The organism is Micromonospora sp. S4605 (assembly GCF_003176715.1).
Classification (GTDB): Bacteria; Actinomycetota; Actinomycetes; order Mycobacteriales; family Micromonosporaceae; genus Micromonospora; species Micromonospora echinaurantiaca.
The window spans coordinates 21,906-29,414 of the sequence record NZ_QGSW01000279.1 but is presented as its reverse complement, the minus strand read 5'-3'; the positions used below and the strand labels follow the sequence as shown (position 1 = coordinate 29,414).

The following is a 7,509-nucleotide window of genomic DNA, read 5'->3' as shown; positions in this document are numbered from 1 at the left end:
GCCCAGCCCCACCCCGCCGGCGGGCACCGGCCGCGGTTGCGCGTTGCCCGCCTATCCCACCGCCGCCTGCACCGGCGTGCCGGCCGGCTGGACACCGAAGGTGCGGCACCAGGGCGATCTGGTCATCACCCGGGCCGGCACGGTGCTGACCGACCACCTGGTCACCGGGAGCATCCTGGTCCGGGCGGAGAACGTGGTCATCCGCCGGACCCGGCTGTACGGCACGGTCGACAACTTCCTCGGCGACCGCATCCACGGCGGGCTGCTCATCGAGGACTCCGAGGTGGTGAACCCGCCCGGCGAGGAGTTCTCCACCGACCAGCTCTACGCGTTCGGGGTGGCGAACTACACCTGCCGCCGCTGCAAGGTGGTCAACCGGATGGAGGGCTGGCGGATCGGGGCGAAGGAGTACCCGGGTGCCGGGCCGGTGACCATCGAGGACTCGTACGCCCGACTCGCGGTGCCGCCGGGCATGTGCCGGTCCGCGGACCCGCACGGCGACGGCATGCAGGCCTACCACGGGCCGAGCGTCGTCCTCCGGCACAACACCATCGACCAGCGGCTGGACGACTGCCCGACCGCGCCGGTCTTCATCCCGGACCAGCGCAACGACGGCGGGACGATCCGCGACAACCTGCTGGCGGGCGGGGGCTACTCGCTGCGGGCCACCGGCGGCTGGTTCCCGGCGATCACCGGCAACAAGATCGTGCACGACTCGTACGGCTACGGCCCGGTCGACGTGGACTGTCGCAAGGTCGGCGACTGGAGCGGCAACGCCACGGTCAGGTACGACTGGGTCGCCGGCCGCGTGCTCGGCGAGGTGGCCCCGCTCACCCACTGCGGCTGAGCCCGGCACGGCGGGCGGCGGGCGTCAGCCCACCGCCCGCGGCTGTCCGACCGTCCTGAGGTCGCGGACCACGTGCCGTAGCCGGAACCCGAGCACCCCGATGGTGGCGAGCGTGGTGGCCCCGGCGACCGCGAGCACCACCAGGTCGACGGCGCCGACCCGGGCCACCAGCAGGGCCACCGCGGTGACCGCGACGGCGCCGGCCAGCGGCGGTCCCAGCCTTGCCGCGACCGGCAGCGGCGGGATCCCCGACCGGCGCAGCGCGCCGAGGTAGAGCGGCAGGATCACCAGCAGGGCGACCGCGAACTGGGCCGCCGCGGCGGCCTGGAGCCCGCCGAGCACGCCCGCCGCGTACAGGGTGGGCAGGAGCGCCACGAACCAGACCACCTGGACGGTCAGCACCACCCGGGTGTCGGCGAGGACCACGAAGTAGTCGTAGCAGAGTTCGAAGAGGATGCGCAGCGCCGCCAGCGGGCCCAGCCAGAGCAGCACCGCCGCGGCCGGCTGCCAGGCTCCGCCGTAGAGGAAGCGGATCAGCGCGTCGGACGCCGCGGCGAGCAGCAGGCACGCCGGCAGGGTGACGGACCCGAGCAGCCCGGCCGCGGAGAGGAAGGACCGGCGCAGCGCCGGCGGGTCGTCCTGGAGCCGGGCCAGCGCGGCCGGCACCACCGCCCGCACCGGCTGGGAGAAGACGGTGACCGGCCAGCTGGCGAGCTGGAGCGCCAGCACGTAGTAGCCGAGCGCGGTCGGACCGAGGGTGGCGCCGACCACCACCCGGTCCAGGTTGGTGGTGGCGAAGACGACGATGCTGGAGCCGGCGAGCGGCAGGCCGAACCGGAGCAGGGCGCGGGCCTTCGCCGGGTCGAATCCGAACCGCAGCCCCTGCGGGGCGAAGGCGAAAAAGAGCACCGCGCCGGCGAGCGAGCCGGCGAGCTGCCCGACGGCCAGGCTCATCGCTCCGTTGCCGGCGAGCGCGAGGCCGATCGACGCGAGCGCGCTGGTCCAGTTCGTCACCAGGTCGGCCACCGTCTTGCGGTCCTGCCGGAACGCGCGTTGCAGCAGCGCCACCGGGGTCGCCACCAGGCCGCTGACGATGACGCTCAGCCCCAGCACCCGGATGACCCCGGTGGAGCCGGGGTCACCGAGCGTACGGGCGAGCAGGGGCGCGCCGAGGTAGAGCGCGGCGTAGACGAGGGTGCTGGTGAGCACCGAGAGGGTGGCCACCGTCGGCGCGATCTCCCGCGGGTCGCCGGGCCAGCGCACGATCGCCAGGCTGACTCCCAGCTCGTTGAAGCTGAGCACCGCCAGCAGCACCACCAGCGCCACCGCGAAGGTGCCGAACGCGTCCGGGCCGAGGATCCGGGCCAGCGCGACCCCGATGGCCAGGGTGCTGAGCCGGCTGACGATGGTGCTCGCCATGCTCCAGCCCAGGGCCCGGGACGCCTTGGCGAACAGGTCGGGCCGCTCGGCTGCCGGGGCGGGGCGGTCTTCGACGCTCACCCGAGCAGCCGCCGGATCCGCTGGCGGGCGGTGGCGGGCAGCAGGTCGGCCAGGCCCTTGTGCGCGGCCACCCGCAGCCCTTCCCGCAGCCGCGTCCGAGTCCCGGGCCGGTCGCGCAGTGCCTCGGCGTAGACCTCGTGCAGGGTCTGGGTGGCCGCCTTCAGGCTGAACCGGCCCAGCACGAGCTGCCGTCCCCAGTCGCCGCGCTCGACGCGCAGCCGCCGGTCGCCGACCAGCTCGCCGAGCTGCGCCGCCAACGGTGCCGGGTCCAGGTCACCGTCGCCGATGCCGTAGAAGCCCCAGCGGAGGAAGTAGTCGATCGTCTCCGGCGCGCAGGTGCGGGAGAAGCCGCGGATGCCGAGCACCACGAGGGGTCGGCCGAAGGCCATCGCCCGCAACGCCGAACCACCCATCCCGAGCGCGATGTCCGCGGCCGCGTACGCCGGTCGGGGGTCGTCCATCGGGCCGGTCAGCACCACCGCCGGCCGGCCGAGCGCCGCGTTCGCCCGCTCCGCCTCGGCCGCCACGTCGGCGTACGAGGGGCCGCCGCCGGTGACCACCAACCGGAGCCGGTCGTCGGCGAGCAGCCGCACCGCTCGGATCGCCCGCAGCACGCCCTCCGCCTTCATGTCCGGTTCGAGCCGGGAGACCACGCCGATCACGATCTCGTCCGGGCCGATGCCGTGGCTCCGGCGGAACGAGTGACCGTCGACCACCGCCGGGTCGTCGACGTCGGTGTTGACCGGCGGCTCGATCAGCGCCGGTGGTGGCCGGAACTCGCCCGCCTCCGCCACCAGTTGGGCGGTGCCGACCACCAGTCCGCCGTAGCGGGGCATCCAGCGCGGGACCCGCATGCCGTAGACCGTGGTGACCACCGGCGTGCCGAGCCGCAGGTGCGGGCCGTAGAACGCGTCGAGGGCCACCGAATACTCGTACGCGTGCACGAGGTCGGCCCGGAAGTCGCGGACGGCCCGGGTCAGCGCGCGGGACAGCCCCGGCCGGACCGGCATCGCCCGCCCCAGCCGTTCGGCCCGGTGCCGTACGGCGATCACCGGCAGTCCCGCCTGCCGGGCGAGGGCCGCCACCGGCCCCGGTTCGTCCCGGTAGTTGCCGAAGATCGCCACCTGGTGGCCCTGGTTCCGGACGCTGACCGCGAGATCCAGGGCGTTGAGCTGACTGCCCCCGAGCTCCAGATGGTGCAGGCCGACGAGCAGTCGCACCCTTTCCCCCCACTTCGCGCGTTGCGGCGCGTGCCGCCGGCCGGTCGGGTCGGCGGACGCGCGAGGCGGCGCGGGACCGGGTGGTCCCGCGCCGCCGGCCGTCAGTACGGAGCGAACACCAGGTCCACCCAGTAGTTCGTGGCCGACGAGGAGGACGGATGCCCGTCCCCGGGACCGTAACGGTAGGTGGCGCCCGAGGCCGGCACGGTCAGCTGCCCGACAGTGCGCGCGCTGGCCAGGCCGTTACCGGTCACCGCGTACTGGCCGACCGTGGTGTGGTAGGAGATGGTGTACTCCTGACCCGCGCTGACCGGCACGACCTCCGGGAAGTACGCGGTCTGCCACCCGGACGCGGTCTCGTCGGTGAAGGTCACCGTGCTCAGCCGGCTGCCACCGGCGGACCAGAGCGATCCGGTGTGGGTGCCGGTGTTGCCCGGTCCCTTGTAGAACCGGACGCCGTAGACCTGCCCGTCGACGGCCGGCACGAACCGCATCCCCACCTCGACCGCGGCGTTGTCGTCCCAACTCGCGGTCTGCGGCACGTCGCTGGCGGAGAAGACCCCGTACGCTCCGGGCGGCGGCGCGCCGGGCTGCCCCACCGGCGGGACCTCCTCGTCGGTCAGGAAGAGCGGATCCACCCAGTAGTTCGTCGACTCGTAGGACTGGTTGGGGAAGCCGCTCTCGCCGTAGCGGTACACGCCGTTGTTGCCGCCCGGCGCCACCAGCGGCCCGACCGTCTTCGTGGTGGCGAAGTACCCGTTGTCGCCCGGGTAGAAGCCGTTGGGCGCGAAGTAGGAGGCCACGTAGTTCGTCCCGGCCGCCACGTCGAGCGGGCTGGCGAAGTACGCGGTGCGCCAGCCCACCGTGGTGGCGCTCGGCACGGTGGCCGTCCGCAGCGGGGTGCCGGCGGCGGACCAGAGCGTCACCGGGTGGTTTCCGGTGTTGCCCGGCCCCTGGTAGAAGCGGACGCCCACCACCCGGCCGTCGACCCGCGGCCGGAACGTCACGCCCAGCTCGACCGCGTTGGCGTCGTTGTGCGCCGGCGTCGCCGGCACCGCGTCGGGCGGCAGGAGGGTGTGCAGGTCGCTGTCGAGCGCGGTGAAGAACGACCAGGTGGCGGTCCCCGACCGGCCCTGCGCGTCGGCGGCGGTGACCGTGGCGGTGTAGCTCGTCGCGGAGTCCAGCGGCGCCGTCGGCGTGAACGTCACCTTCTTCAGGACCGCGTCGTACGCGGTGGACCCGGCGACCGGCGTGTCGCCCCTGGTCAGGGTGAACGACACGGTGGCCGGGTCGAGCGTCTTGGAGAAGACGGCCGAGGGCGTGGCGTCGACCGGTACGTCGCCGGAGCCGTCGGTCGGGGTGGTGGAGGTGACCGCCGGCGGCAGGTCGGCGCTGACCGCGAAGGTCACGTCCACGTAGTAGTTGGCCGCGCCGAACGTCTCGTTCGGGAAGCCGCCCGAGCCGCCGTAGCGGAACAGGCCGTTGCCGGCGCCGGGGGCCGACCGTGGCGCGGTGAGCGGACCGCTGGTCCAGTCGCGGGCGAAGACCCAGTCGTCGCCGGCGTAGTTGCCGCTCGGCGCGAAGTACGACGCGACGTAGCTGACCCCGGCGGTCACCGGCACGGGCGAGCCGAAGGTCAGGGTCTGCCAGCCGGTGGCCGTCTCGTCGGCGAACGTGCCGCTGGCCATCAGCTGGCCGGAGTTGGTCCACAGCCGGCCGAGGTGGGTGCCGGTGTTGCCGGGGCCCTTGTAGAAGCGGACGCCGGTGACGTAGCCGTCGGTCTGCGGGGTGAACCGCACGCCCAGCTCCACCGCGCCGCCGTCGGCCACTGCCGGCCGTTTCGGCACCCGCTGCCCGAAGAGCGTGTTCGGGCCGGTGAGCGCGAACTCCCGGGTGGCCGGTGCGCCCACGTTGACGCTGTCGTCGATCGCCCGGACCCGTACCACCTGGGTGCTCAGCCCCGCGGCGTGGAAGCTGTACGACCAGGCGGTGGTGCCGGTGGCGGGGTGCCAGCTCGCGCCGTCGTCGGTGGAGACCTCCACCCCGGCGACCCGCCCGCCGACGTCGCCGGCGGTGCCGGTGAGGGTCACCTGGCTGCCCCGGGCCACCGTGGCCCCGGCGGCCGGCGCGGAGATCGTCACCGTCGGCGCGGTGCCGTCGGCCGACGCGGTGGTGGGCACCAGGCCGGCCATCAGGGTGGCGGGCTGGACGCCCATGTCGGCGAGGAGGTTCACCGCGGCCTGCTGCATCCGGCTGTCGGTCGGGGTGGCCTGCCCGTCGTGCGCCTCGTCCAGGCCCCAGCTGTACTGGATGGTGCCGGCGCCGAAGACCAGGGCGCCGCTGGCGGCCCGGTACAGGGTGAGGTGGTGGGTGGTGGTGCCCGGCGCGACCTTGTTGCCGAAGTCCTGCAACACCTGCGGCACCTCGCCGGTGGTGGTGGAGAGCCGGATCAGGCCCGGCGGGCGGAAGCCGTTGTCCAGGTCCTCGTCGGACTCGTAGCCCACGGTGTGCGGGGCGAGGGTGGCCGACGTGCCGGCGGGCAGCGAGGTGAGGTTGGTGTGCCGCCAGAGGCGGTAGCGGCCCTCCTCCGCCCGCACCGACAGCGCCAGGTCACCGTCGTTGACCATGAACATGGTGCCCATCAGCTCGTTCTCCGGCCGGCCGCCGTTCGCCGGCGGGCTGAACCGGGGGTCGCGCCAGGTGCCGGTCCACTCGCTGGACGGGTCGATCTTCGCGTTGGCCCAGGTCTCCTTGTAGGTGACCAGGGTGCGGTGGGCGGTGTCGCTACCGTCCTTGCTCGGCTCCCAGCGGGTCTTCCAGTAGACCGAGTTGCCGCTGAAGAAGGCGAGGTGGGTGCCGGCGTCCCGGGCCGCCTCGACGTTCTGCCGGTGCGCGCCGGACCAGTACTCGTCGTGCCCGACGGAGAGGAAGATCTTGTGGTTCCGGATCAGCTGGCCGCGCCGGTCGCTGTCGACGTTCGTGGTGTAGCTGAGGTCGTACCCGTTGCGCTCCAGGAACCGGATCATCGGGTACTCGGCGCCGAAGAGGAAGTCCCGCCGCTCCACGCTGTTGCGGGTGGCGAAGGGACGGTTGTAACTGACCTTGTACGCGCGACCGACCGAGCCGCCGCCGGAGTAGAAGTCGGAACCGCCGTACTTGTTGTAGGCGTGCCAGGTCGCGTCGGAGGTCTGGAAGAAGACGTCGGAGGTGCTGCTGTCCTGCCGGACGACGAAGGTGATGTGGCTGTCGCCGCCGGTGTCGCCGCGTCGCAACCGAGCGATGTAGACGCCGGAGACCGCGGTCGACGGCACGGTCCAGGAGGCGGAGACCGCCCAGTTGCCGCAGTCGAACAGCGCGGTGGTGGCCTCGGTGACGCAGTCGGGCTGGGTCTGCGGCAGTGGCACCGAAGGGCTGACGCCGGTGATCCGGCGGGCTCCGTTGCCGCCGTACCAGCCGAGCCGGTAGATGTCGATGGTGTACGCGGTCGCGTTCGTCTTGATCTTGAAGTCGATCCGCTGGCCGGCGTTGACGCTGATGTCGGTGGCGAATCCCTGGATCGACGGGTCGCCGCTGCCGTCGATGTCCCAGACCGAGGCGGGGGTGCCCGCCTTGCTGTTCTCGCAGACGATCGGGTTGACCACCGGGTTGCACGGGTCGGCCTGCGCCGCGCCGGGGGCCGCCAGGGCGCCCGCCACCACGGCCAGGACGACCGCCACCGCACCCGACCGGCGGGTCACCCACCGCCGACCTCCGGCCACTGTGGACCAAATGGACGCGACGTCGCGGCCGGCACGCCGCTCCTGCTGTCCGTTCACGACGCTGCTCCCTCGGACGTATCCCCACACCGACCCGTGCTCAGCGCCGTCGGGCTGCTACCGTCGGTACGCTCGGCCGGCGGCCAGAGCACCGGTGACCGCGGTGGGCCCGGCTCGTGCGCGCTCG

At 73.4% G+C, this 7,509-nt stretch carries 4 protein-coding genes; 1 reads left to right on the top strand and 3 read right to left on the bottom strand.

The annotated features are described in order from the left end of the window. On the top strand, nt 1-847 hold an 847-nt coding region (locus tag DLJ47_RS25120; protein WP_233258014.1), incomplete at its 5' end, for a hypothetical protein. A gap of 24 nt (nt 848-871) precedes the next feature. Here DLJ47_RS25120 and DLJ47_RS25115 read toward each other — a convergent pair. The 3 genes from DLJ47_RS25115 to DLJ47_RS25105 all read right to left on the bottom strand — a co-directional run bounded on the left by DLJ47_RS25115 (nt 872) and on the right by DLJ47_RS25105 (nt 7,382). Then, nucleotides 872-2,347 (bottom strand): oligosaccharide flippase family protein, encoded by a 1,476-nt coding sequence (locus DLJ47_RS25115; RefSeq protein ID WP_109903386.1) that lies wholly within the window; start codon nt 2,345-2,347, stop codon nt 872-874. Further along, nucleotides 2,344-3,567, bottom strand: coding sequence for a glycosyltransferase family 4 protein (locus tag DLJ47_RS25110; RefSeq protein ID WP_109903384.1), 1,224 nt, complete (start codon nt 3,565-3,567; stop codon nt 2,344-2,346). Before DLJ47_RS25110 ends, DLJ47_RS25115 begins: the two co-directional genes overlap by 4 nt. A 101-nt stretch (nt 3,568-3,668) precedes the next feature. Further along, on the bottom strand, nt 3,669-7,382 hold the full coding sequence (locus DLJ47_RS25105) for a DUF4082 domain-containing protein (RefSeq protein WP_199235998.1): 3,714 nt from the start codon (nt 7,380-7,382) through the stop codon (nt 3,669-3,671). Between the last annotated feature and the right edge of the window lie 127 nt (nt 7,383-7,509).